The organism is Paenibacillus sp. TC-CSREp1 (assembly GCF_050171015.1).
Taxonomy (GTDB): Bacteria; Bacillota; Bacilli; order Paenibacillales; family Paenibacillaceae; genus Paenibacillus; species Paenibacillus silvae.
In genome coordinates, this window is sequence record NZ_JBNOKM010000011.1 from 241,174 (window position 1) to 264,538 (window position 23,365).

The 23,365-nt window shown below is 49.3% G+C and carries 23 protein-coding genes; 11 read left to right on the plus strand and 12 right to left on the minus strand.

What is annotated here, in order from left to right:
- Positions 1-98: 98 nt before the first annotated feature.
- Both ACQSGY_RS18660 and ACQSGY_RS18665 read right to left on the minus strand, forming a co-directional pair.
- Positions 99-935, minus strand: a complete 837-nt coding sequence (locus tag ACQSGY_RS18660) for a hypothetical protein (protein WP_427179744.1) — start codon at positions 933-935, stop codon at positions 99-101.
- Positions 935-1,246: an ArsR/SmtB family transcription factor gene (locus ACQSGY_RS18665; RefSeq protein WP_427179746.1), complete on the minus strand. Its 312-nt coding sequence runs from the start codon at positions 1,244-1,246 to the stop codon at positions 935-937. The genes ACQSGY_RS18660 and ACQSGY_RS18665 overlap by 1 nt, the downstream gene beginning before the upstream one ends.
- Before the next feature lie 202 nt (positions 1,247-1,448).
- Here ACQSGY_RS18665 and ACQSGY_RS18670 point away from each other — a divergent pair, with 202 nt between their 5' ends.
- Positions 1,449-1,985, plus strand: coding sequence for a hypothetical protein (locus ACQSGY_RS18670; protein ID WP_427179747.1), 537 nt, complete (start codon positions 1,449-1,451; stop codon positions 1,983-1,985).
- A 731-nt stretch (positions 1,986-2,716) separates the two neighbouring features.
- Here the strand turns inward: ACQSGY_RS18670 and ACQSGY_RS18675 are convergent.
- The 3 genes from ACQSGY_RS18675 to ACQSGY_RS18685 all read right to left on the minus strand — a co-directional run bounded on the left by ACQSGY_RS18675 (position 2,717) and on the right by ACQSGY_RS18685 (position 6,051).
- The gene (locus tag ACQSGY_RS18675) at positions 2,717-3,544 is read right to left on the minus strand and encodes a carbohydrate ABC transporter permease (protein ID WP_111270667.1); all 828 of its coding nucleotides are present in this window, start codon (positions 3,542-3,544) and stop codon (positions 2,717-2,719) included.
- Positions 3,545-3,565: 21 nt separating this feature from the next.
- Positions 3,566-4,516: a carbohydrate ABC transporter permease gene (locus ACQSGY_RS18680; protein ID WP_427179749.1), complete on the minus strand. Its 951-nt coding sequence runs from the start codon at positions 4,514-4,516 to the stop codon at positions 3,566-3,568.
- Between the two features lie 260 nt (positions 4,517-4,776).
- Complete coding sequence (locus ACQSGY_RS18685; RefSeq protein WP_427179751.1) at positions 4,777-6,051, minus strand: ABC transporter substrate-binding protein; 1,275 nt, start codon at positions 6,049-6,051, stop codon at positions 4,777-4,779.
- 419 nt (positions 6,052-6,470) lie between these two features.
- Here ACQSGY_RS18685 and ACQSGY_RS18690 point away from each other — a divergent pair, with 419 nt between their 5' ends.
- The 5 genes from ACQSGY_RS18690 (at position 6,471) to ACQSGY_RS18710 (ending at position 12,836) form a co-directional block, all read left to right on the plus strand.
- Complete coding sequence (locus ACQSGY_RS18690) at positions 6,471-7,238, plus strand: GTP cyclohydrolase II (protein WP_427179753.1); 768 nt, start codon at positions 6,471-6,473, stop codon at positions 7,236-7,238.
- A gap of 349 nt (positions 7,239-7,587) precedes the next feature.
- Positions 7,588-8,154: a glycerol-3-phosphate responsive antiterminator gene (locus ACQSGY_RS18695; RefSeq protein ID WP_427179755.1), complete on the plus strand. Its 567-nt coding sequence runs from the start codon at positions 7,588-7,590 to the stop codon at positions 8,152-8,154.
- 26 nt (positions 8,155-8,180) lie between these two features.
- A complete protein-coding gene (gene glpK / locus ACQSGY_RS18700) occupies positions 8,181-9,668 on the plus strand; it encodes a glycerol kinase GlpK (RefSeq protein ID WP_427179757.1) in 1,488 nt (495 codons plus the stop codon).
- A 433-nt stretch (positions 9,669-10,101) separates the two neighbouring features.
- Positions 10,102-11,760, plus strand: coding sequence for a glycerol-3-phosphate dehydrogenase/oxidase (locus ACQSGY_RS18705; RefSeq protein WP_427179759.1), 1,659 nt, complete (start codon positions 10,102-10,104; stop codon positions 11,758-11,760).
- Between the two features lie 71 nt (positions 11,761-11,831).
- Positions 11,832-12,836 carry a Gfo/Idh/MocA family protein gene (locus ACQSGY_RS18710; RefSeq protein ID WP_427179761.1) on the plus strand — a complete coding sequence of 335 codons (1,005 nt, stop codon included), beginning with the start codon at positions 11,832-11,834 and terminating at the stop codon, positions 12,834-12,836.
- A 266-nt stretch (positions 12,837-13,102) separates the two neighbouring features.
- Here ACQSGY_RS18710 and ACQSGY_RS18715 read toward each other — a convergent pair whose 3' ends face one another.
- Positions 13,103-13,405 (minus strand): winged helix-turn-helix transcriptional regulator, encoded by a 303-nt coding sequence (locus ACQSGY_RS18715; RefSeq protein WP_216515482.1) that lies wholly within the window; start codon positions 13,403-13,405, stop codon positions 13,103-13,105.
- A 457-nt stretch (positions 13,406-13,862) separates the two neighbouring features.
- On the opposite strand from ACQSGY_RS18715, the gene ACQSGY_RS18720 reads away from it, so the two are divergent.
- Positions 13,863-14,237 (plus strand): DoxX family protein, encoded by a 375-nt coding sequence (locus tag ACQSGY_RS18720; protein ID WP_289376579.1) that lies wholly within the window; start codon positions 13,863-13,865, stop codon positions 14,235-14,237.
- A gap of 111 nt (positions 14,238-14,348) precedes the next feature.
- Here ACQSGY_RS18720 and ACQSGY_RS18725 read toward each other — a convergent pair whose 3' ends face one another.
- The 5 genes from ACQSGY_RS18725 to ACQSGY_RS18745 form a co-directional block, all read right to left on the minus strand.
- Positions 14,349-15,185, minus strand: coding sequence for a HEAT repeat domain-containing protein (locus tag ACQSGY_RS18725; RefSeq protein WP_427179763.1), 837 nt, complete (start codon positions 15,183-15,185; stop codon positions 14,349-14,351).
- Between the two features lie 103 nt (positions 15,186-15,288).
- Complete coding sequence (locus ACQSGY_RS18730; RefSeq protein ID WP_427179765.1) at positions 15,289-15,966, minus strand: Crp/Fnr family transcriptional regulator; 678 nt, start codon at positions 15,964-15,966, stop codon at positions 15,289-15,291.
- A 131-nt stretch (positions 15,967-16,097) separates the two neighbouring features.
- Positions 16,098-16,607, minus strand: a complete 510-nt coding sequence (locus ACQSGY_RS18735) for an AbrB/MazE/SpoVT family DNA-binding domain-containing protein (protein ID WP_188594101.1) — start codon at positions 16,605-16,607, stop codon at positions 16,098-16,100.
- Between the two features lie 126 nt (positions 16,608-16,733).
- On the minus strand, positions 16,734-17,414 hold the full coding sequence (locus ACQSGY_RS18740; RefSeq protein ID WP_111270658.1) for a CidB/LrgB family autolysis modulator: 681 nt from the start codon (positions 17,412-17,414) through the stop codon (positions 16,734-16,736).
- Positions 17,411-17,782, minus strand: coding sequence for a CidA/LrgA family protein (locus tag ACQSGY_RS18745; RefSeq protein ID WP_145404607.1), 372 nt, complete (start codon positions 17,780-17,782; stop codon positions 17,411-17,413). The genes ACQSGY_RS18740 and ACQSGY_RS18745 overlap by 4 nt, the downstream gene beginning before the upstream one ends.
- Before the next feature lie 211 nt (positions 17,783-17,993).
- Between ACQSGY_RS18745 and cidR the strand changes: the two genes are divergently transcribed.
- The 4 genes from cidR to ACQSGY_RS18765 all read left to right on the plus strand — a co-directional run bounded on the left by cidR (position 17,994) and on the right by ACQSGY_RS18765 (position 21,587).
- Positions 17,994-18,887 (plus strand): cidABC operon transcriptional activator CidR, encoded by an 894-nt coding sequence (gene cidR / locus ACQSGY_RS18750; protein ID WP_184181057.1) that lies wholly within the window; start codon positions 17,994-17,996, stop codon positions 18,885-18,887.
- Positions 18,888-18,980: 93 nt separating this feature from the next.
- Complete coding sequence (locus tag ACQSGY_RS18755; RefSeq protein ID WP_427179822.1) at positions 18,981-19,838, plus strand: carbon-nitrogen hydrolase family protein; 858 nt, start codon at positions 18,981-18,983, stop codon at positions 19,836-19,838.
- 51 nt (positions 19,839-19,889) lie between these two features.
- Entirely contained in the window at positions 19,890-20,570 is a 681-nt protein-coding gene (locus tag ACQSGY_RS18760; RefSeq protein ID WP_427179768.1) for a GNAT family N-acetyltransferase, read from the plus strand.
- Positions 20,571-20,915: 345 nt separating this feature from the next.
- Positions 20,916-21,587, plus strand: coding sequence for a GNAT family N-acetyltransferase (locus tag ACQSGY_RS18765; protein WP_427179770.1), 672 nt, complete (start codon positions 20,916-20,918; stop codon positions 21,585-21,587).
- A 1,147-nt stretch (positions 21,588-22,734) separates the two neighbouring features.
- Here ACQSGY_RS18765 and ACQSGY_RS18770 read toward each other — a convergent pair.
- Entirely contained in the window at positions 22,735-23,235 is a 501-nt protein-coding gene (locus ACQSGY_RS18770) for an antibiotic biosynthesis monooxygenase family protein (RefSeq protein WP_427179771.1), read from the minus strand.
- Positions 23,236-23,365: the final 130 nt, after the last annotated feature.

Genomic DNA, 23,365 nt, shown 5'->3' on the forward strand with positions numbered 1-23,365 from the left:
CCCATCATCCCATTTCCTCCTATTATACGAGTTTACCTCGAAATCTGTCGATGTCAGTATTGTAACCAAACTGCTGAGGAGCAGGCTCCAGTCGGTGTTTAGTCACTCGTTTGAGGCAGATAGGGACCAAAATATTCAAGCACGTTTCTGGCATGATAACCATCATCCCCTTGCCAGGTTGCCGCGAAAACAAAGTCATGCGAACCGCCTTTGCGATTTCTTGGTGTATCTCCAGGAACCAGAATGCCGGCGGCAGCCCAGATTTCCAGCAGAGCATCGCGCTCTTGTTTACTGGAGGGCAGACAATCCTTCCACTTTTTTTCCAGAGAGCGGGCGCTGTCTTTCGGATCTCCCGTCTGTGCAGCCTCCAGCAGCTGTGCGAGTATCGCTTGGTCTTCCGCAGTCACTTCGAATGGGGAAACGTTGTTGCTATTGCTGTCGCTGGGCTCCTGAAGCAGTAGTTCTAGGTCCATCAGGCAGTAAAGCAGCCAGCCGTGACGCACACCGCCCCATTTGAAGCGTTCAAAATTCAGCACATTCAGGTCGGCATCAACGTAATTTTCATCTGATTGGATACGGAGAAAGTTGCAGTCTCCGCAGGCGCTTGTGTTGGCATGTAGAGCCGGGCGTTCGCCGAAGGTATGTAATGGCATATTTCTGGTCAAAGCCCAGCTGCTTAATGCGCTGCGCAAGTGTACTTTTTTGGTGGACAGACTATGGAGAAACGCAGTGATCACTTGTTCCTTGAGTGCAGGTTCCTGATGCATGCTGTGAAGGCGCTGTACAATCTCGTCATGAGTGATGGTAATCGGATCAAACATAACACCTTTGCTTTTGGCATATTCAAATTCCTCGCCAGAGAAGGGGCCGCAGGGTGACTTCCAGCCGCTTTTCCAGAAGGTGTTCATTAAAATTTTGACTGCTTTTTTGTCCATTAGTCCAAACCTCCTGTATGCAGAATCATATCGACCAGACCTGGAAAACGTGTGTTGAGTTCATCCTTTCTGAGTGAATAAAAATGGTGTTTGCCTTCAATTCGCGGCTGGATAATGCCAGCTTCACGCAGCAGTTTGATGTGATGGGACAACGTTGACTTGGAGATATGATCGACTTCAAAAGCCGAGCAGTTTTTCTCGCCCGAGCTCGCCAGACAGTGTGCAATCTTCATACGTACCGGGTCACCCAGTGCATTGCAGACCTTGGTAAGACTCATCTCCGAAGCAGCAGGTATTTTTAAAGTTCTCATATTATAGACGGTAGCACATTCGGCATCGTCTTTCAATGTTCGAAAAATTTCGAATTGTATATTGCGATTCGGTATGAAGGTGTGATACAGTTCTTTTCGTGATAATTAGTTCGAAATTATTCGAAATGAAGCGCGGTATGTTTTTTACACGATGAGATGTGCCGTTTAAGACAGACAGCATGAAATAACAGGAGGCAATACAATGACAGAAAAAGCTACAGCAACAACAGGAAGCCAGAATCATACCAATGTTCCGAGCACCACCAAAACTACAAACACTACAAACCTTGAAAGCGCGGAAGCAAACATCACAAATCGTGCTGCCAACGCCGCCACCAATACACCGTTAGAAACAGCAGCGATTACGATGTTAAACAACTATTTTCGTTTATTTGATGCTTCCCGCGCAGACGAACGGGCGATGCAGGACCTGCTGTCCCTGTTTACGCCGGATGCCGAGATTGTACTGAATGGCAGCAGCCGCACCGGATTCGAGGGATTTATGAAGGCTTTCTATGAGTACAACCAGGATATTAAACATATGTGGGATGCGTGGGTGCTTCAGCCGGACGGCAGCTATCAGACCAACTGGGCCGTATGCGGGCAAGCGGCAGATGGCACAGTGTATGCGAAGGCGGGCATCGACATTGCACGTGTGAACGAGGCGGGACAGATCGTGTATCTGGAGAACGTACAGGCAGACGAGAACGCATTCAGCAAATATAAGAACGAGCGCTAAAGGAACACCGAATGGGATTTTGTGAAAAAAAGCCCGAATGAAACAGGCCCTTCCCATCTCTGATATGGGAAGGGCCTTCATTATAGAGCAAGACTCAGCGCCGTGCCGAGCCAGACGCACTGCTGCTGTGGAACTTCCCGAAGCACTGGGTATAATCACCGTGCTGGGTAGTACCGCTGTGCGGTGCTGGATGTTCCGGCGGTGCTGTAAGTTACTGTTGCGCTGATAGTTTCTGCTGCGCTGTGCATTCGCGCCCTGCTGTATAAGTTGCTACCGTGCTGTGCATTGCCCCTTACTGGACATTACCGTTTCGCAGGCCATTGCTGCTGCCGTCTGCTTCAGTTGCGTTGTTCACCCGATGCTAACCTACTTCCCGCTCACCTGTATTGCCTGCTGTGCTGTAACTTCAATAAGGAAAAAAGCATGAGTTGGTGAGTTGCGTAGTACAAGGTGGATGCGGCAGATGATACCCAAACTCTAACGATCCCCAGCGACGCTATTTAGCGAAAAAAGCAAGCTTGCAGATTCTAACGATCTCAGGAGATGCTATTTACCTGAAAAGCCCGTTTTTATGCTGCTTTTAGCCTGAAAAGTCACAAATAAGGCTTCTGGTGATCGTTAGATTTCAAAGTTTTGCTAAAACCCTCAAATAAGGTTTGTGGGATTCGTTAGCGTGTCGATAGCGTTGATAGAGCTCCAGCACCGTGTCGATACCAACTGCTTCACCAGGCTTAATCCTTCACCGCTCCTGCGGCAATATCCGAGATGAACTGGCGGCTGATGAACAGGAACATAATGATGAGTGGGATGACAGCGAGCAGTGTGCCTGCAATAACCATGGCATAGTCTGTGTTATATAGCCCGTTTAATTGAGACAATGCGATCTGGAGCGTATACTTGCGTGCATCCGTCAGTACGATCAGCGGCCACAGGTAGTCGTTCCATACTCCGATGAAGGTGAATGCGCCGAGAAAAGCAAACGCAGGCCGCAGAATCGGCAAGGCTACATTCCAATACAGGCGAAAGAAATTACATCCGTCAATTCGCCCGGCATCCAGCAGGTCGCTCGGAATGGATTCCGTCGCATACTGGCGAATCCAGAAGATGCCGAAGGCGTTGACCATGCCCGGGATAATAAGGGCTTTGAAGGAACCCACCCACCCGAACGTGGCCATCAGCACGAAGGAAGGTACCAGCGACAGCTGGGAAGGCACCATCATGGTGGCGAGCAGCAGGACGAAGAGCCATTTTTTGCCCGGAAACTCGAATTTGGCAAATGCAAACCCCGCCAGTGAATCGAAAAACAACACCAAAAGGGTCACGACACCTGATACAAACAACGTATTCAGAAAGGCTCCCCAGAAATCAATCTGCTGCAGCACCCGTGTAATATTGTTCCACAGTTCACCGCCGAACCAGAGTTGGGGCGGAAACTTGTAGATATCGGATGTGGTCCGCGTAGACATAACAATCAGCCAGTAGAACGGGAACATGGATATGAGCATGCCACCGATCAGGCCGGTATATAGCACCAGCGACTTGAGATGTTTGGACGCCATGAGCGCTCCCCCCTTGTCACATCAGGATGATTTGCCTTGAACAAGCTTCCAGTTCACGATCGAGAACAGGGCAATGATCAGGAACATGCCCCATCCAACGGCAGCACCGTAGCCAAAGTAATTGTTAATGAAGGATTCGCGGTACAAGTACAGCACAATCGTCATTCCTGCCGCTCCGGCTCCGCCGTCATTGCCCACGAGCACCTGCGGTTCAGTGAACAGCTGCATGCCGCCAATCGTGGAGGTGATGACCGTGAACAGGATGACTGGACGCAGCATGGGAATCGTAATGCGAAAGAAGGACTGCACCGCAGATGCGCCGTCGATACGGGCCGCTTCATACAAAGTTTGCGGGATGCTCTGCAATCCGGCCAGATAGATGATGGCGTTATATCCCGTCCAGCGCCACACGACCATAGAGGATATGGCCACCTTGATGCCCCAAGGGGCATTCAGCCACTCGACCGCCGGAAGGCCGACCGATTGCAGCAGATAGTTCAGAAAGCCGTAATTGTTAGCGAACAGCGCACCAAAGATGATTGCTACCGCTACAATAGACGTGACGTTTGGCAGAAAGTAACCGACCCGGAATAAAGTGCGAAACTTGATGAAAGGCGCATGTAGCAGGAACGCGATAATTAGCGCAAAGAAAAGCATCGGAATGGTGGAATAAATCCAGATCATAAACGTGTTGCCCACCGCTTGCCAGAATTCAGCGTCTGTGAGCATGTATTTGAAATTGTTCAAGCCGTTATAGGTCATTACGCCGATGCCATCCCATTTATGGAAGGCCAGATACAGCGAGAAGGCAATGGGAAACAGTCCGAACACAGCGAACAGAATATAAAAAGGCGAGATGGCGGCATAAAGCGCACGATGCTCCCATATGCGGGCCCAGAGTGATTTTTGCCGATCCAGATCGGGCTGGAATGGGCCGGAATCCGGCGACATGCGAGGTTCGGTGATAGCCATATCAATTCCTCCTTTGCGGATAACAAAAGCACATCAAATGAAACGGAACGAAAGCCGGTAGAACCAACGAAACCTGGTTAAACCAGCGAAACCCAGTGGAAACACGAAACCCAGTGAAAGCACGAAATCCAGCAAATCCAACCAATCCAACCAATCCAACCAAACAAGTAGAAGCTGCGAAAACCAATAAGAGCAAATGCCCACTATGGAAACGGCCAGCCGACACTGCATCATATAAAAATTTAAATATTACGCCTGCCTTACCGCTGCAGCTCCCGCTCAACGCGGTGCACGGTATCTGGCCAGACCTGCTGCGGGTCGGCGTTTTGTTTGGCAATATCGTTCAGCCGCCGCGTAATGATGTTGTGTACCGATGGATATCGTTCGCCAAAAAAGGCATCCGGCACATGCTGCGCCGATTCGGCAAACACGGGTCCCGTTGCCTGCCCGCCGAAGAAAGGTTCCTTCTCTTTCATGACCGGTGCATCGAACACACCTGGAGCGGACGGGAACAGATTCGTCGTCTTATACTGCTCCAGCTGATTCTCTGGACTCTGCAGCCAGCGAATGAGCTCGAAGGCCTCCTTCGGATGTTTGCTCGATTTCAAAATGGAGATAAAGGAGCCGCCATTATTTCCGTCTCCACCAGGAGCGCGAGTGACACGCCACTCGCCAGAAGTATCTGGTGCCGCCTCCTGAAGCACCTGCTTCATCCAGACCGCGCCAACGAAGGAGGCAATCTCTCCGTTATTCATCGCCGCATTCCAGCCCGGTGTCCAGCCGTCGGCATTAGCCAGCAGCCCCTTTTCCTTGAAGGCAACGGCTGTATCCCAGCTTTTGCGTACAGCAGGGGAGTCCATGCCGATGAACGAGCCATCGGGACGGAAGTAACGCTCGGCAGCCTGGGAGAGCACTTGGTTGTAAACGCTTCCAATGTTATCGGTCAGAAAAACCTTTCCCCCGAGCTTCTCCTTGATCTGTTCCCCGGCAGCAGCATAGGCATCCCAGTTATTGATCTGACGCGCAACCTCCTCCGGTTCGGATGGCAGACCTGCTTGTTTGAAAAGATCAGCGCGATAGAAAAGGGCTGTCGGTCCCGTGTCCATCGGAAAACCAATCATATGTCCGCTTGGTGTCACACCCTGCTTCCATTTCCAAGGCAGATACTGATTCTCGACCTCCCCCGCGCCAAGATCATACAAATTATAGAAACGATCTTCACTTGGAAATAACTCCATAATCCAGTCGTTAAGGGCAACGATGTCCGGCTCACCTGAGCGTGCAGCGAGAGTGGTTTTGAGCTTGGCTTTGAAATCTCCACCAATCTTCTGCGCCGTCAGTTCAATATTCGGGAACTTTTCCTTGGCCTTGGCAATGAGCTTATCATCAATGGATCGGTTCCAATACCACAATGTAAGCGTTACCTTTTTGTTGGACGCTGAATTATCCTGTCCCGGCCAGATAGAGCATCCGCTGATCAGCAGGACACAGACCATGATAATGGCTGTCCAGTAGGTTCTTTTTCGGCGGATCATGTGCATAACCCCCTCATCATTAGGTTTGAGGCAAGAAGTATCAAGAAAAGTTTAAGGCAGCAATGGCAGCTCGACTGTCTGGACTACACCAATAGTGTATGAACAGTTTCTAAACTCATACCCAATATTCCACAAATGAAACACAAATGTGTGTCCATTGCGTAACATAATTTCAGTAGTTACTAAAAAAATAAAAGTTACTTGACACAATATAATTTTTATTCTAAACTAACTTACATTAAGTAACTAATGATGGTGAGAAAAAATATAGATATGTTTCATTGCTATGCAAAGGGTGGCATACAAGGTTTGTTTTGAGGTTGCTATATCTGAGGCAGCTGTAACAGTGATCCAAGATCGCATTGGCTGCGAATGCACTATATTATGAGAAGAACATGGCTTAACAGGAGGAACGAACGATGATCAATTCACATATTATTCAACTGCTTGCCCCTAAAATTCAGACTTTTCCGAGTGGAAAAGAATTCATATATCTGGTGGGACCGATTAAACTCCCGGTTAACCTGGATGGAGAGACGCACACATTTCAGTGGTACAGCTGGCTGAAATCGGACAAAGCGATGGAGAGCGGCGAACTGATCGCTTCCCTCGCAGATGCCGAGCTGGCCGAACGCCAGCAATCCAGTGTGCTGGTGTATGGTGATTTCGCTGAAGCACAGGATGCGCTCATTCGTATGCACAGCATTTGCCACACTGGTGATATTTTCGGCAGCAAGCGCTGTGACTGCGGCTTCCAGCTGGAGCAGTCCATGAAGATGATTGCTGCACACGGCGCAGGTGCGCTGTTCTATCTTGCGAATCATGAAGGACGTGGCATTGGCTTGTTCAGCAAAGCGATGGCTTATATTTTGCAAGAGGAAGGTCTGGATACGGTTGATGCGAACCTGCAGCTCGGCTTCACCGATGATGCTCGTAATTATGACGATGCGATTGCTGTACTGCGTGCGCTTCGCCCGGCTCCGGTGACGTTGATCACGAACAACCCTCGTAAACTGGCTGCTTTGCAGGAAGCAGGGCTAAATGTCGGTGGACGTGTTCCGCTGTGGGGAGATCGCTCTGCGTACAACGAGAAATATCTGCAAACCAAAGTAAGCCGTTCCGGTCACCTGGCAGACAGTGACGGATTGGCCGGGGCAGAGACGCTGCTTCCGCATGCGCAGGCGTGATGTAATCAACGAACTGACATGAAAAGAACTGAAACGAGAAATGAAAAACGAAATAAGGGGCCTCAGGCCTGACATAAATGGGCTGCTACTGCACTTTTCACACGAAAAGGAGCGTTAGCAGTCCTTTTGTATGTAAAGGGGTGATAGCAGTCTTGTTTTATGGAGCAGCAATCAGCTTGTTAGAAGGCCCCGTGCCGCTCGGTTAATGCAGATCATGGCCCCGGCGGTTTATCGGACACGGTTCATTTGTACATGTGCTGATTTACCCGATTTGTGTTCGAAGTGGCTTGCCGTTGATGTGTGACGAATTATACAATATAGTCATCTGATGAATGCAGGAGGAACGAAGGTGCCATTTGAGGGACAGCGTATTTTGCCAGCTGCAAAGAGCATGAAGCAGTTTGAAGCGATAATCGAAGGCCCTTATACCTACGGGGTCATGTTGGAGACACACATTGCACAGCTCCAGAGCATGATGGAGCGGGCGCGGCGGTATGAGAAGAATATTCTGCTGCATGCTGATCTGGTGCAGGGTCTGAAGAATGATGAATACGCCGCAGAGTATCTGTGTCAGCATATCCGTCCGGCAGGATTGATCTCTACACGGGCCAGCATCATTCAGAAAGCAAAGCAAAAAGGCATTACAGCCATTCAGCGGGTATTTCTGCTAGACACACACGCACTCGAGAAAAGCTACCAGCTGCTTGCCAAAACACAGCCTGACTACATCGAGGTATTACCCGGGGTGATTCCGCATATTATCGCGGAGGTATCCGAGCGAACGGGCATTCCGATTATTGCAGGCGGGTTGATTCGTACGCCGGAAGAGGTGGAGCTTGCGCTTGGGGTTGGAGCGGCGGCAGTAACAACATCCAATGCTGATTTGATCAAATATTTCAAGAAATCGCTTACATGATAATGGTATATACAGGAGGGTTCCGTATGGAAAAATTTATTCTGGCCCTGGATCAGGGCACAACAAGCTCCCGAGCAATACTTTTTAACCATAGTGGCGAGATTGTACACATCGCACAGCAGGAGTTTCCGCAGTATTTTCCCAAGCCGGGCTGGGTGGAGCAGAACGCCAACGAAATCTGGAGCTCTATTCTGGCGGTTATGGCATCATGTCTGGCCGAGAGCGGCATCAAGCCCGCACAGATTGCAGGGATAGGCATTACGAATCAACGGGAGACCGCAGTTGTCTGGGATAAACAAACCGGCAGACCGATTTATAATGCGGTGGTATGGCAGTCCAGACAGACAGCATCCATCTGTGATGAGTTGAAAACGCAAGGGCTGGATCACCTGTTTCATCAGAAAACAGGTCTGCTGATCGATCCATACTTCTCGGGCACGAAAGTGAAATGGATTCTGGATCATGTGCCTGGTGCCCGCGAACGGGCCGAAAAGGGAGAACTGCTGTTTGGCACGATTGACAGCTGGCTGATCTGGAAACTAAGCGGCGGAACACATGTGACGGACGTATCCAACGCCTCGCGTACATTGATGTACAACATTTACGATCTGCAGTGGGATGATGAATTGCTGGGGATTCTGGATATCCCTAAGGCAATGCTGCCGGAAGTACGTGGCTCCTCTGAAATATACGCACATACGACAGACTATCACTTCTTCGGTCACCGGGTTCCGATTGCAGGGGCGGCAGGGGATCAGCAGGCTGCGCTCTTTGGTCAAAGATGTTATACCAAGGGCAGTATGAAAAATACATATGGCACCGGGTGCTTCATGCTCATGAACACGGGAGAAGTGCCAGTGCAATCCGACCATGGGCTGATTACAACGATTGCCTGGGGAGTTGACGGCAAGGTTCATTATGCGCTGGAGGGCAGCATCTTCGTGGCTGGCTCGGCTTTGCAGTGGCTGCGGGACGGTCTGCGCATGCTTCGTTCCTCCAAGGATAGCGAAGACTATGCCAAGCGGGTACCGACAACGGATGGAGTCTATATGGTACCAGCCTTTGTCGGGCTCGGAAGTCCGTATTGGGACAGCGATGTGAAGGGAGCGGTGTTTGGTCTTACCCGCGGCACAACGAAGGAGCATTTTATCCGTGCAGCACTGGAGGCGCTGGCTTATCAGACCAAGGATGTACTGGGAGCGATGGTGACGGATTCGGGCTATCCGGTTCATACTTTACGGGTGGACGGTGGTGCTGCAGCAAATGATTTTCTGATGCAGTTCCAAAGCGATATTCTGGGCATTCCGGTGGAGCGTCCATCAGTGAACGAAACGACAGCACTTGGGGCAGCGTATCTGGCAGGTTTGGCAGTCGGATTCTGGTCCGGGGCAGATGAACTGAACAATCATGATCATACGGAGCGTGTCTTCGAAGCGGTGATGGCGGACGATGAGCGGCAGCAGTTGTATTCCGGCTGGCAGCGAGCAGTGAAGGCTGCGATGGCTTTCAAATAAAGCCCGTTATACGGTTGGAAGACGAGGGACAGAGGAGAATTTTTCTCTATTACAACAAATGGTCATTTGTACTTTTTCGTTAAACATATGTTATTAATGAGATTTATTGGTGGAAAAAGATGTATGATTTACAGGGATTATATTCCTGGTATGCATGAAGGGTTTGCCCACAATAAGGAAAAATGAAAATTTAGTGGGTTGCTTTGAAAATACATCCTTGAGCTAAAAAAACTTTTTGAAATTTTTTTGAATATTGTGTCAAATCAGGCCTTCACGCCGCCGAAAATCTGTGATAGGATTATGTTACAAGTTAAAAAATGATGTCTGGAGATCGGGAGGGACCACGTGCGTTCAGCAATTGCTGAACGATTGACGTGGTCCTTTTTTTGTTGTTTTTTTAGAGAAAATAAGGGAAATAATGGGGGGTCATCATATGGCGATCATGTTCTCGGTAGCACAACGAACAGAAATGATGGAGCAAATGTCGAATGCACAATTTGACGTGTTGATTATCGGAGGCGGCATTACGGGAGCAGGCATTGCACTGGACGCTGTGTCTCGTGGGCTGAAGACGGCTTTGGTGGAAATGCAGGATTTTGCGGCAGGTACATCAAGCCGTTCGACCAAACTGGTACACGGCGGCTTGCGATATTTGAAGCAGTTTGAAGTGAAAATGGTCGCCGAGGTAGGGCGGGAGCGGGAGGTTGTCTATGAGAATGGTCCGCACGTCACGACACCTGAGCCGATGCTGCTGCCCATCTACACGGACGGTACATTTGGCCGTTTCAGCACATCCATCGGTTTGATGGTGTATGACACGCTTGCGGGAGTGAAGCGCAGTGAACGGCGGCAGATGTTGAATGCCAGTGAAGCTGCTACGGCTGAGCCTTTGCTGCGGAAGCAGGGGCTGCTGGGAGGCGGGCGTTATGTGGAATATCGGACAGATGATGCGAGACTAACCATTGAAGTCATGAAGGAAGCGGTCCGGCGCGGAGCACTTGCGGTCAACTATGTGAAGGCATCCTCCTTTCTGAAAGAAGACGGGATCATTACAGGCATTCAGGCGGTGGATCAACTGAACGGAAGCGGTTATACACTTCGGGCCAAAAAAGTGATTAACGCTTCGGGGCCATGGGTGGATACGCTGCGTGAAGTGGATGGCTCGCGCCAAGGCAAAACGCTGCAGCTGACCAAGGGCATTCATCTGGTATTTGATGGTGCACGATTTCCGCTGCGGCAGGCGGTTTATTTTGATACACCGGATGGACGCATGGTCTTTGCAGTGCCGCGTGATGGCAAAACCTATGTAGGTACAACAGATACAGTCTACCGTGAAGACCCGGCGCACCCGTTAATCTCGGAAGCCGATCGTGATTATGTGATTGAAGCGGTAAACGGCATGTTCCCGGATGTCCAGATTCGTGCCCAGGATGTCGAATCCGGATGGGCAGGTGTGCGTCCGCTCATTCATGAGGAGGGCAAGGGCCCTTCCGAGATTTCACGTAAGGATGAAGTCTGGGTATCGGATTCAGGTCTGATTACGATTGCTGGCGGTAAGCTGACGGGATATCGCAAAATGGCCGAGATGGTGGTTGATCTGGTTGCACGTCAGCTGCAGCAGGAATACGGGGAAAGCATTGGCCCGTGTGTCACTAAAAAGATGCCCATCTCTGGTGGTCACGTTGGCGGCTCGGCCGGATACGTATCGTATACCGAGCGCAAAATCAAGGACGGTGTTGCATTGGGACTGGATCGGCGTGTGGCGGAGCGTCTTGCCCGCACCTATGGTTCCAATGTTGATGCGCTGTATGAGCGCATGCCTGAACCGCGGACAAAGGCGGAGCTTCATGGCATGCCGCAGGAGCTTTTGCTGATGCTTCGTTATGCAATGGAGGAAGAGATGGCGGCTACGCCAGCAGATTTCTGGGTGCGCAGAACGGCGGATTTATTTTTTCGCATCGACGAGGTTCGCCGTTACAAATCAGCAGTCAGCGCTTATATGGCAGAACAGCTAGGCTGGTCTGAACAGCAGACGGAAGTTTACATGGAACAGCTGGATCAATTGCTGCTGGAAGCATCCGGAAAGAGCTAGGGCGGCAGGATTTTGTAGATCTGGGTCGAATGGAACATGTAAGCGCGTAACACAGAGAGGGGATTACATCCATGACATTACAGATCGGTATCATTGGCACGGGTTGGTTCAGCAAAGTACACGCAGATATTATTACTCGTATGAAAGGTGTTCGTGTCGCAAGTGTATGCGGGACAACGCTTGAAAAGGCGGAAGCGATGGCTTCTGTATATGATGCTGCCGGGTATGAGCAGCTGGAACAGATGCTGGACGGAGAGAAGCTGGATGCCGTATACATCTGTGTACCTCCGATGTCTCACGGGTCCATTGAAGCCGAGTTGATTAAACGAGGAATACCTTTTCTGGTGGAGAAACCGCTGAGCACCGGGATGGATATACCGCTCCGCATCGTAGAGCAGGTACAGCAATCATCCTTGTTAACTTCTGTTGGGTATCACTTCCGTTATCAGGAGTCGGTCCAGGTCATGAAGCAAGCCATGCAGGAGCAGAAGGTAGGCATGGCACTGGGGCGCTGGATGGGCGGAATGCCTGGAGTCGGCTGGTGGCGTCGCCAGGAAGGTTCGGGTGGGCAGTTTGTCGAACAGACGACACATATCGTCGATCTGCTCCGCTTCTGTGCAGGCGAAGTGACAGAGGTCTACGCCGTGGCAGCCCAGCGCAGCATGCATGAGAAGCATGAGCATGTAACCGTGGCCGATGTGGCCAATGTGACGCTGAAGCTGGAGAGCGGTGCTATTGCAAGCATTGCGAACACGTGCCTGCTGCCTGATGGAGAAGGCGGGGCGGGACTACAATTTTACACGGATGCCGGCGTATGGGATTGGACGCCAGAGCGTCTGCTTGTGCCGGATGCAGCTTCACATCCGATGGCAGGACTTGAGGTTGCAGCGGGGCATAACCCGTATGAACGGGAGAACGAGGCATTTATTCATGCCCTGCGAACGGGTGACCGTTCCCGCATTTTGTCCGACTATGCGGATGCCTGCCGCACACAAGAGATCACAACCGCTGCACAGGCATCGGTGGAGTCAGGGCTGCCTGTGCAGCTCCAGTCTTCATCGCAAATCGCTCGTTAGAAGAGGAGTCATGGCTGCCGTAAAGAATTCAGAGACGGTATGCTAGCTGTAACTTAAGCTTCGACCGATATTCAATGGAGTTTCAACACAGCTTCAGCAGAGCTTTTTCACGAAAGCTGCAAAGCTCAAATACGCCTGCAACCGGAACCCTTTTCTCTATGGTTCTGGTGCAGGCGTATTTATGCTGCTCGCTAATTGTAGCGAGAGCCGTCGTTCTATCGAAAAAGAGATCCCTTTGTTTTTGCCTCGGCGTTTATCTAGCTAAGCTATTTCGATTGCTGCTGCTCTTTCAACCAGTCCGAGGACCAGCTGTAGATTTGATTAATGACAGGTTCGATGGCTCTGCCTTTAGGTGTAAGCTCATATTCCACACGGGGAGGAATCTCGGGATACATATGCCGGGTAACAATGCCTTCCATTTCCATTTCCTTCAGACGCTCTGATAACAGCCGCCCGCTAATGGCCATTTCGGCCTCCAGCTCTGTGAACCGCTTTGGTCCGGACAACAGCTGATACATGATCAGCAGCACCCACTTTTTCCCGATGATATCCATCGCCTGTGTAATCATGCAGGGACTTGGAGATTTAACTTTTCTCAGCTTCAACGTGTTTCACCTCGATTCATAACAGATATGACATATTGCGCTATATAAAAGGACAAAACGTTCTGCCGCTCTACAAAATACAAGCACCTTCCATAAAGATAAAGGGTTACTTCCAAGTATAATGAAAGGTCACTACAAAATATACTGTAACATACCTTTTGTATGTATTATACATCATTTCAAGAAAAATTACTTGAAGAAATTATCTTATTATTATATACTCACTTCATAAAAGTAAGTTTGTGAATAATAATTTGTATTGAATTGCTTTCTAATGTTAGTGAATACGAAGCGTATAGTTCTTCCCAAAACTCAGTTCCTTTAGAGGGCTTTTACATATATTACTACTGTATTGTCGGGTATCCGCCCAAAAATTTTAAAACTTCAAAAATAGCAATCTGGTTATAGGGGGATCACAGAAATGAAAAAAGTGTTGGGATATGTTTTCTTAGTGGTACTGGCGGGAGTGTTTGTCATGACGGGTGTTAATAAAGTGACAGGAGCCGAGATGATGATCGAAACATTCGAGAGCTTCTCTTATCCAACCTGGACGATGTATTTGCTTGGCGCATTGGAACTGCTGAGTGCAGTAGGGCTGCTTATTCCGCGTACCCGCATTTTGGCCTCAGGTGTACTGACCTTTATTCTGATTGGAGCTGTAGGCAGCCACCTGATCTATGCACAATATGCGGCTGTTCCGTTCCCGGCTGTACTGCTTGCAGCTAACATTGGAGTGCTGCTGGTAAGCCTGCGCCAACTGGAAGAAGAGGAAAGCCTGGAGATGGTGCAGGCCTAATGCCGACCTGATAAAGCTTTAGGGAAAAATGAGGAGCTGGCGCTCACTTTGTTCTGCATTTTGTATTCAAGCAGGGCCAGTTTCATGTTTCAAGTGTGACGTGTGATGAGATCAGATGCTTCGCTGCGCTCGTTTTACGATTCGCTGTGTGTGCCTGGTGTCCGATTGCTCGATCCATTCGGCACATACCTGGCGTACCCACTCCGGGGTGGTTTTACTCGCATCGTTAAGCCAGTTGCTGACAGAATTTTGTACATACAGGTGGTCATCCGATTTTACTGCGGATAATAACGGAAGAGCCATCGCCGGATTTTCCTTCAACGGCTGAATATGTTTCGCCCATACCCCGCAAGGCCGGGTAGATTCAATCGCAAAGCGCCTGATCATCGGATCAGGATCGGTGCACCAGGGGATCAATGCTTGAAGCGCTGCCGATAGATCTGCACGGATGGAATCCCGTACAGCCATCCAGGCAATCTCTCTCACTCCAAAGTGATGATCTGCCGCAAAAGCACGAATCTGTTCGAGCTTCTCTGTCACATGCAGTTCAGGATGAAGTCCGATGATATATGCTGCCCAGCAGCGAACACTGTCTGAACGGTGCTTGGCAAGAAAGTTGAAGAGCTGTTTGTTTTCCTGCTCAGGCCTTTTCTCCATATACTCCAGCCACTGCCTGCCTATCTCGGAAATGATTTTCATAATGCGTTGTTCATCCTTTTTTCCGAGTCTTGCGGTGACCTCCCGAGTGGAGACAGGTATATCTAATTCACGCGTAATTTGCTCCAACAGAAGAACATGATTGACGGCCAGCCATTCGGTCAAATTCACGGATTCAATCGTTCCTGATTGCAGCAGACGGTGGATGTGTGCCGGGATTTCAGCAGCTTTACGCGCACCTTTGCGAAGCAGAATCTCTTCCGGGATGGCAACATCTGATTGGTCATTCATTGTATGGCCTCCTTGCTTGTCTGAAATCATTATGTATACCATACAATGGAACAGGAATGCAGAGATGTAAGCTGGCTTACATCTCTAAGCATGGAGAAGGTGTTTAATGGCATGCTTCAAGCTCACTTGCATGAAGAGCAACCGATTTAAACGAGGTACGTATGCGGCCTGACTGCGAGAGCTCTTTCATCGCAGCTGTAACGGATTCTCTGGAGGCGCCAGCCATCCAGGCAATTTCCTGATGTGTCACACCATACTGAATACGGCAGTACCCATCCTCTTTCGTCCAACCGTTCCGTTCGGCCAGCCGGCACAGGTTATGCATGATTTTGTCATGTAAATTCCCGAGTGCAAGCGTCTGTGTCAGCTCACTCATTTGTTTGATCCGCTCACTCAGCACGTTCAACATGCTCATCATAAATGCCGGATGATCCACTAAAAACTGCTCAAATCGCCCTCTGTCCATCAAGCAGATATCACAAATCTCTGTTGTTTCAATATATAAAGCGCGTGTACCAAGCGAAAGTTCATTCATCTCTCCAAAGACGTTACCTTCACCCAAAATATCCACGGTGAACTGCTTGCCTTCCGTATTTAACGTGTACAAACGAACCTTCCCCTTTTTCACAAAATAGAAACCTTCCGTAAACGTAGCGGGTGTCTGAATCGTTGTATGTTTAGGGAACGTTGTAATAGACGTCATGCTATCCATCTCCATCAGATCTGCCTCTGATAAGGAGGACATGAGGTCGAATTGAGACAGGTACAGGATTTTATTCATAAGGCTCCTTTCACTGGACATAAAAAAGTATAAAAAAAGAAGAACCCGATGAAGCCAGGGTTCTTTCGCAGCCTGCCTTCCTAATACATGGAAGGTGCACTGTTTATTTATGATCATATGCTATTCTTTGACTATAGTAGCTTTTTGAGTTGAGAGACGCGTCCTTGGCTGATGCCAAGTTTCTCCGCAATTTGCTGTTGAGCGAGGCCTGGATGCTGTTCAATAATTTCTTTCATCTGTTGCAGCATACGTGCTGTCTTGGGCCTCAAGTCGGGGTAGTCCTGGCTTGCCGCCATATCTCCATCATTCCATGAAGGAGCAGCGGGTTTGGCAGCAGGACGCTCTTTAGGTGGAGAAGCCTGTTTATTCTCAGGTACGAACCAGTCGGGAGTGTCATCTGGGTGTTTTAATTGAATTGCACAAGTCCGGCAGATGAATTGCTCTTTGAAATACATTTCCGTATCCACGTCACCGCAAAAAATACACAATGTTGATTTGTACTTTCTTAAAATCAACTCTTTCCCTTCAATGAAAAATTCAAGCGGATCGCCGATATGGATTTCCATTGTATCCCGCATTTCTTTGGGAAGCACAATTCGTCCGAGACGGTCCAGAGATCTCTTCATTCCGGTTCTTTTCATCGCATCTCCCCCGCAATATTAACATTAAAACCTGTCCTTATTGTAAGGAAGAAAGGGCTTTAATACAACAATAATATTTCAAAAAATAGGGATTGTTTCTACTATTATGGGAAAATAAGTTTGTGTTTAAGGGAAAATAAGTCTGGAAAGCGCGGGAGCGACGGCCAACGTGAAGAGAGCTGCCAATACCATGGAAATACTGGAGATAGTGCCTGTCAAAGAACTCAGTTCAAAGGCTTTTGAAGTTCCCGTGCCGTGAGCACCCGTTCCAAGCAGTGTACCTCGTGCGATCTCGCCATCAATGCGCAGCATTTTGACTATAGAAGGTCCCATAATTGCGCCGAGAAGCCCTGTCATGATCACAAATACAGCTGTAACCGCAGGAATTCCCCCGATGGAAGCCGACACATTCATGGCAATCGGTGTTGTAATGGAACGTGGAATCAGGCTGTGAATCAATCCGGAGTCCAGATGCAGCCATTTGGCGAGCAGGGCGGAAGAGAGTACTGCAACGACCGAACCCGTCATGACGCTGACCACGATCTCGGATATATGTTTTTTTAGCACATGGAAAAAAGTATATAGAGGCACGGCAAATGCAACTGTAGCGGGCTGCAGCAAAAGACTGAGCCATTTCCCCCCGCTGCTATAAGCGGCGTAATCTGTCCCGGTGGCGAGCAGTACACCTACAACCAGCAGTGGTGTGATGAGCAGAGGCGAGAGGTATACTTTGGGCAGGCTGCGATACATGCGTTTGGCAACCCAGTAGATTCCGACCGTTAACAGCAAACATAAAAATCCAATCATCCCGTGTGACGCTCCTTTCGTTTGGCAATACGTGTAGCAACCAGGCCCGTGCAGGCCATAACCAGAAACGTGCTCAGCAGCACGATAAATAAAATCTGCAGTCCGTCATGCTCCAGCATCGGCATGTAATTCATGATACCAACGGCCGACGGGATAAAAAATAAAAGCAGCTCGCCGAGCAGCCACGCCGCTCCCACCTCGATCCACCGCAGCTTTACAATACCGGTCTGCAGTAAAATAAATAGAATGACCATTCCGATTATTGAACCGGGTACAGGCAGATGGAGAGCACGGGCCAGCTGGTCCATGAGCAGTGAGAAAACCATTAACAGCGCAACCTGCGCAATACCGATGCCCCATTTTTTCACCTGAATCCCTCCTTGTATATCCGTGTAAGATTTCATGCATTTGATATGATTAGTGATTTGTTGTGAAAATGAAAAGAAACGTTGCTTCGTATCACAAATTTTACAGTGCATCTTTTCATGAGTAAAATGCATATTAAGAATGTTTTCTATTCCATTTGTCTATGACAAGGGTATAAGCTTACGATGGTAAAAGAAGGAGCGGGGATAGGCCATGGATATTCGCCATCTACAATATTTTCTGGAGGTTGCCCGGCAGCAGAGCTTCACAAAGGCCGCCGAGGTGTTGTATATCACCCAGCCTACCATTAGTAAAACCGTGAAGAGTCTGGAAGATGAACTGGGCGTTACCTTACTTGACCGATACGGGAAGCAAGTTCAATTAACGGATGCGGGGCATGTCTTTTTTCGGCAGGCACTGGAGATTGAAAAATCGTTCCGCAGTCTCTCCTCCGAGCTTGACGATCTGATGAATCTGAAGAAGGGCCATCTGCGTATCGGTCTGCCGCCAATGGTTGGATCGAGCTTTTTCCCGATGATTATCGGGGAATTCCACAAAGCGTATCCACAGGTAAGCATACAGCTGTTCGAGGATGGAGCCAAAAAAGTAGAGGCAGATGTGATCAGCGGGGCTTTGGATATCGGTGTGGCGGTGCTTCCTACAGTGGATGAGGTGCTGGATCATTTTGTATTTGTGCATGAAAAGCTGAATCTGCTGGTACATCCTTCACATCCGCTTGCAGGGAAAGAGTCGGTGGCGCTTCAAGAATTGGAGCAGGATGCGTTTGTTTTGTTTCGGGAGGACTTTGCTCTCCATGATCGCATTATTGTGGCCTGTCAGCAGGCGGGTTTTCAGCCGCGAGTGGTCTATGAAAGCTCGCAATGGGACCTGCTGAGTGCGATGGTAGCCGCCAATCTGGGGGTAGCCCTGCTGCCAGAGACGATCTGCCGTGAGGTGGACCATATGCGTGTGCGGATTATTCCGGTCGGGGAGCCGGTTATTCCGTGGCAGCTCGGCATGATCTGGCGGAAGGATCGGTATCTTTCTTTTGCCGCGCGAGAGTGGATTGCCTTTACCCAGTCGAAGCTGGGAGAACAGGTGAAATGATGCCGGATCATTGATACAATGAGGAAATGGAATGTAGGAAAAGTGCATGATGAGGTACAAGGTAACACACATATTGGTGGAGGTGTAGGATTTATGAAACTGCGGGTATCCGCTGTACAATATCAATTGCAAACGATTCACTCATTTGAGGAATTTGCCGCACAGGCGGAGCATTACATACGGACAGCTTCCGAATTCGGAACGGAATTTGTGCTGTTCCCTGAATTTTTCACAACCCAATTAATGTCCATTGGAGACGCACAAGGGAATGCGCTGACCATCGAAGATCTGCCTGAATTTACGGAGCAGTATGAGCAGCTGTTCGTCTCACTTGCGGCCAAGTATAACATGCACCTCATCGGGGGCACACATGTCATTCGCAAGGAAGGCAAGCTGTACAACACAGCGCATATGTTTTACCCAGACGGACGGATCGCACGCCAAGCGAAGATTCATATTACGCCAACCGAAGTGACGGAGTGGAACATGGCTGCGGGAGACGGGCTTGAAGTGTTTGACACGGACAAAGGGCGCATTGCGATGCTGACCTGTTATGATATAGAATTTCCAGAAATCGTACGTATGGCAAAAGCAAAGGGTGCGGATGTTATTTTCTGTCCTTCCTGTACGGACGATCGCCACGGCTTCTATCGGGTACGCTATACGAGTCATGCCCGTGCGGTGGAAAATCAGGTATACGTTGTCTTAACGGGAACGGTGGGTCATCTGCCGACTGTGGATTTCATGCGTGCCAATTATGGACAAGCCGCTATTATTACGCCGAATGATGTACCCTTCCCGCCGCGCGGTATTCTCGCGGAAGGTGAGATCAACAACGATATGATCGTCACCGCTGACCTTGATCTGGATCTCTTGTACGAGGTGCGTGAACGCGGTTCGGTAACGACTTGGCGTGACCGTCGCACAGATCTGTACACGGATTGGGAGTAGAGGAGTAACATGTGTTTCATCATCTGAGCTTGGGAAGGAGGCACAGGCGGAATGTATATGAAGGAATTGCTGATAACTCCACCCGCTGGTGATGGCAAAAAGGGCAGGGCTAAAGCAGTCATTCGCAACTATGCAGCGCCCGACTTTGAAGAGCTTATTCGCATTCAGGCGGAGAGTTTCCCGCCGCCATATCCGGAGGAGCTGCTCTGGAACAAAGAGCAGCTTGGCAGCCATGTGCAGCATTACCCCGAAGGGGCGATCTGCATTGAGGTTGATGGGGAGCTGGCTGGATCAATGACCTCACTGCGGATGCAGTGGGACCCGGCACACCCAGCCCGTCATACGTGGGCCGAGGTCACGGATGACGGGTATATCCGCAATCATCAGCCGGATGGAAACACGCTGTACATCGTTGATCTCTGTGTGCGGCCGAAATATCGGAAGTGGGGACTGGCTCAGCTTATGATGCAGTCCATGTACCATCTTGTGATCGCGCAGGGGATGGATCGTCTGCTCGGGGCAGGACGGATGCCAGGTTATCATCTGGTGGCCGGGCAGTTTTCTGCACAGCAGTATCTGGATCAGGTTGCCGCTGGTGAGATGCATGACCCGGTCATTTCATTTTTGCTCCGATGCGGACGTATGCCTGTTGGAGTAGCTGCGGATTATCTGGATGACGAGGAATCCTGCAATTATGCGGCTCTGATGGAGTGGCGTAATCCGTTCCGATAAAGAGAGGTTTGTGCATGTCCACTGTGTCAGCGGGTCCGTATGTCCATGGGCGCTGTGTCCGCGAGTCCGCGTGTCTATATATCTATGTGCACCTGTTTTCATGAATCGGCATGTCCATATGATTGTCCACAGTCAGCTGTACCGGGTTCGATTATTATTTTTGTTCTTGGTGTTGTGATGGTTGTTCTCGCCGTGCGTCTTCAGTTCTCGACCGACTGCTAGCCAATGAACTGGCATTAGCAAACTTAAACAAAATACAGACGCAGATTTACCTCTCCAGATCGCTGCTTGATGAACCAAACTGTTGCACTGAATACATATTTAAAAATAAGGAGGATATGTTCTATGGAATTTACACGTATTACATCTATTCAGGACCCATTGTTTGCCCAGATGCACAAGCTGATGCAGGAGATTTTCCCGCCAGAGGAAGTGCTGGACTTTCCGCTATGGGCTGAGCCACTGGAAGACCCGGGCATCCGGGTGTTTGTTGCTGTACATGAAGGCCAAGTCGTTGGTGCAACAGAGTACCGCTATTATGAGGACTGGAACGTGGCCATGACGGATTTTACGATTATTGGCCGTGAAGGCCTGGGTATCGGTGCCTTTTTGGCGAATCACCGCAAGCGTGATCTGCAGCAGCTTGCCGCTGCAAACGGTAAAGAGCTGTTCGGCATGTTCGCTGAAATCTACAATCCGTATTTGAGTCAGGACCATGTGTTTGGCGGCATTAAACCGATGGACCCGTTCGTGCGCCGCGAAGTGTTGTCGCATCTGGGCTATCAGCGTCTGGATTTCCCATATGTGCATCCATCCTGGCAAGGTGACGGTGAAGCCGTAGGAGGCTTGGATCTGTGCTTTATGCCGGGTGACGAGTCGCTGGTGGAGCTGCCCGCAAGTCTGGTGGCTGATTTCCTGAATCGCTATTATGCAGTGCTGCCAAACAAACCGCAGGAATGGCTTGCCATGGTAGAGCAGCTGAACGCTCGTGAATCCGTGGCACTGCGTCCGCTGTAGGTGAGTGAACGCAGAGACGAGACGTACAATTCATTATTTAAGAAGTGACACGATGATATAGATGCGATAGCTGGAACCTGGACAAGTGTAGGTAGGCAAGTGTAAGCATGTAAACGTAAGCAGGCAAGAAAAGAACAAGCCCAGCTACAAGTACAAGGAAGCCAGTAAAAATAAAATTACAAATACCGCCCGTACAAGAGAAGGTGCCAGGACAAGTAGAAGCAGAAGTACAAGTACCACCAGTACAAGTAACGGTGTCGGTAAAGTAAAATCACAATGATCGACTACAAGTAAAAACACTTTTTCCGGTGAAAGTTATCATTATAAACTAAAACATCCGCACAAATCCAAGCAGAAGTGTAAGTATAAATGCAAGTACCGGCGACAATTAGAAGCACCAGCACCAGCACCAGCACCCGTGCCAGTAAAGTAAAATCACAGTACCTTGCAGGTGGAATTACAGGGCGATGGGTATAATTGTAACACGTGGCAGTTCACATCAATAAGTGTAAAGACTCACTTTTCAGACCACACAGATGGTTTGTGCGTGGGTCTTTACTCTTTTCTATTTTCTGTAAAGATGAGAGATGATGAGAAACAGTGCGAAGACCATGCTGGTTGTTATATAGCGAGGGGCATATCCTGGAGTGGAAGTGCAGCGGAATTTTATTAAGCAGAGATTCAACGCAACGAGGGTGGTTATCTCTAGTGCAAGAGCGATTAAGGCGATGGATCACTTATTGAAGAGGTTGAGATGGGCTAACGATCTCAGGAAGCCTTATTTAGTCGTTTGGCGGCACTTTCCAAAGCTAACGATTCTGAGAAACGCTATTTCAGTGAAATATGCCCATTTCTCGCCCCAAAAGCATTGTTTTGTAGCAAATAAGCTCTGCTGGATTCGTTAGAATTTCAGCAGAGCTAAAATGGGCCAAATAGCGTTTCCTGAGATCGTTAGAGTTTGGAAGAGTATCCGTACGTTCCATTCATATCGCTAAAATGTTGGAGATCATCTGGACCTATGTCATGAAAGTAGACTACTACACTAAGGATTGGACCTATGCCAAGAAAATAGACACTACGTTACAGACTTGTACGTAAATTTCATTGCAAAACGACCGCTACAATGAATAATTAGTATGCGTTTGCCCTATTCAATCGTATACGTGGTTACAAACGATGGACGCGGGAACATGGTTGGCTTCTGCGCCGTCAGACCTTCACTTGTGCTGCGGTTGCGGTGAGCGTGGTTGTAGGCTTGTGACTGCTGCCAGCCCTTGAAATGTTCCTCCGATTGCCAGAGCGTAAGCACGACATAAGTATCACCCTTGAGCGGACGGAGCACTCGAATGCCGACGAATCCAGGCTCGTCTTCCACTTTACGGGCACGGTTCTTGAAACGTTCCTCAAAATCAGGCCGTCCATCTTCCGTAACCGGGATATTGTTCAGCACAGCGAATCCGCCGCCTGTCCATGATCCTGCGGCATCAAATGCCTCATATGCAGCCACTTGCTCATCTGACTCGATGCTCGGCAGGCGATCTTTCGTTTCAATTGCAAGACGCACCTGATCTTCTGCGCCTTTCAACGTCAGATGTGGATATGCAGCAAGTGCATCTGGCAGTGGGGCTGGAACCAAATAAATATACATAGGAAGTTTGCCTCCTTGTTTGATTGTGATATGAGCCAGTTCAACATATCTTCAACATAGCATATGGCTAGAGACAAGTGCAATTTCCCAGAAATATGGTTAGCGTACACCGTTTCATGATAAAGTATAT

What these genes read in the sequence shown, in the direction of transcription:
- ACQSGY_RS18735 (WP_188594101.1), bottom strand. Translation starts at nt 16,607, where the DNA reads ATGAAAAGAACCGGAATGAAGAGATCTCTGGACCGTCTCGGACGAATT.
- ACQSGY_RS18670 (WP_427179747.1), top strand. Translation starts at nt 1,449, where the DNA reads ATGACAGAAAAAGCTACAGCAACAACAGGAAGCCAGAATCATACCAAT.
- ACQSGY_RS18660 (WP_427179744.1), bottom strand. Translation starts at nt 935, where the DNA reads ATGGACAAAAAAGCAGTCAAAATTTTAATGAACACCTTCTGGAAAAGC.
- ACQSGY_RS18760 (WP_427179768.1), top strand. Translation starts at nt 19,890, where the DNA reads ATGTATATGAAGGAATTGCTGATAACTCCACCCGCTGGTGATGGCAAA.
- ACQSGY_RS18665 (WP_427179746.1), bottom strand. Translation starts at nt 1,246, where the DNA reads ATGAGAACTTTAAAAATACCTGCTGCTTCGGAGATGAGTCTTACCAAG.
- ACQSGY_RS18685 (WP_427179751.1), bottom strand. Translation starts at nt 6,051, where the DNA reads ATGATCCGCCGAAAAAGAACCTACTGGACAGCCATTATCATGGTCTGT.
- ACQSGY_RS18770 (WP_427179771.1), bottom strand. Translation starts at nt 23,235, where the DNA reads ATGTATATTTATTTGGTTCCAGCCCCACTGCCAGATGCACTTGCTGCA.
- ACQSGY_RS18690 (WP_427179753.1), top strand. Translation starts at nt 6,471, where the DNA reads ATGATCAATTCACATATTATTCAACTGCTTGCCCCTAAAATTCAGACT.
- ACQSGY_RS18715 (WP_216515482.1), bottom strand. Translation starts at nt 13,405, where the DNA reads ATGATTACACAGGCGATGGATATCATCGGGAAAAAGTGGGTGCTGCTG.
- ACQSGY_RS18740 (WP_111270658.1), bottom strand. Translation starts at nt 17,414, where the DNA reads ATGATTGGATTTTTATGTTTGCTGTTAACGGTCGGAATCTACTGGGTT.
- ACQSGY_RS18730 (WP_427179765.1), bottom strand. Translation starts at nt 15,966, where the DNA reads ATGAATAAAATCCTGTACCTGTCTCAATTCGACCTCATGTCCTCCTTA.
- cidR (WP_184181057.1), top strand. Translation starts at nt 17,994, where the DNA reads ATGGATATTCGCCATCTACAATATTTTCTGGAGGTTGCCCGGCAGCAG.
- ACQSGY_RS18710 (WP_427179761.1), top strand. Translation starts at nt 11,832, where the DNA reads ATGACATTACAGATCGGTATCATTGGCACGGGTTGGTTCAGCAAAGTA.
- ACQSGY_RS18720 (WP_289376579.1), top strand. Translation starts at nt 13,863, where the DNA reads ATGAAAAAAGTGTTGGGATATGTTTTCTTAGTGGTACTGGCGGGAGTG.
- glpK (WP_427179757.1), top strand. Translation starts at nt 8,181, where the DNA reads ATGGAAAAATTTATTCTGGCCCTGGATCAGGGCACAACAAGCTCCCGA.
- ACQSGY_RS18725 (WP_427179763.1), bottom strand. Translation starts at nt 15,185, where the DNA reads ATGAATGACCAATCAGATGTTGCCATCCCGGAAGAGATTCTGCTTCGC.
- ACQSGY_RS18765 (WP_427179770.1), top strand. Translation starts at nt 20,916, where the DNA reads ATGGAATTTACACGTATTACATCTATTCAGGACCCATTGTTTGCCCAG.
- ACQSGY_RS18675 (WP_111270667.1), bottom strand. Translation starts at nt 3,544, where the DNA reads ATGGCGTCCAAACATCTCAAGTCGCTGGTGCTATATACCGGCCTGATC.
- ACQSGY_RS18705 (WP_427179759.1), top strand. Translation starts at nt 10,102, where the DNA reads ATGGCGATCATGTTCTCGGTAGCACAACGAACAGAAATGATGGAGCAA.
- ACQSGY_RS18680 (WP_427179749.1), bottom strand. Translation starts at nt 4,516, where the DNA reads ATGGCTATCACCGAACCTCGCATGTCGCCGGATTCCGGCCCATTCCAG.
- ACQSGY_RS18755 (WP_427179822.1), top strand. Translation starts at nt 18,981, where the DNA reads ATGAAACTGCGGGTATCCGCTGTACAATATCAATTGCAAACGATTCAC.